Below are 542 nucleotides of genomic sequence, written 5' to 3' on the forward strand. Positions count from 1 at the left end.
AAGCTGCGCTGACGTTGCGTCAACTGCCACCAGATCGGGAAAGATCACCTCATAACAGATAAATGGCAGGGCACGAATGCCACCCGGCAGCGTGATGGGATGACGCTCGTTGCCAGCCGTGAACGTCATCGGCCCAGCGACGAGCTGTTCGATGCCGAAACGGCCGAGCAGGTCGGCAAAAGGCAGGTACTCGCCGAACGGCACCAGATGAACCTTGTCCACGGCATCGGCGATCTCGCCCTTGTCGTTGATCGCCACGACGGAGTTGTAGTAGCGGCTGTCGGGGCTTGCCGCCGAGCCGCCCTCTTCGCGCACGACGCCAGCGATCAGCATCTGGCCGTCGCCCAGCATGTCGCCCAGCGCCGTCAAGGCATCGGGGCGCTCGGTGAAAAGGAACGGCACCGAGGTTTCCGGCCAGAGAATCAGTTGCGGTCTTTCGTGACCTGGATCCGGCGCCTTGGAAGACAGGCCCAGCAAGGTGCCGGGACGGACTGGGCGCGCCGCCTCAAGATGCGACAGCGATTTTGCCTTGCTTGCAGGAG

Annotated in this window: 1 protein-coding gene; it reads right to left on the reverse strand. The window is 63.1% G+C overall.

The window, feature by feature from the left end; genetic code table 11:
* Positions 1-542: nitrilase-related carbon-nitrogen hydrolase (locus EN852_RS34830; RefSeq protein ID WP_281407821.1), on the reverse strand; the 542-nt coding region annotated here is incomplete at both ends.

The sequence above is a fragment of the Mesorhizobium sp. M2E.F.Ca.ET.209.01.1.1 genome, from assembly GCF_004010375.2.
Classification (GTDB): Bacteria; Pseudomonadota; Alphaproteobacteria; order Rhizobiales; family Rhizobiaceae; genus Mesorhizobium.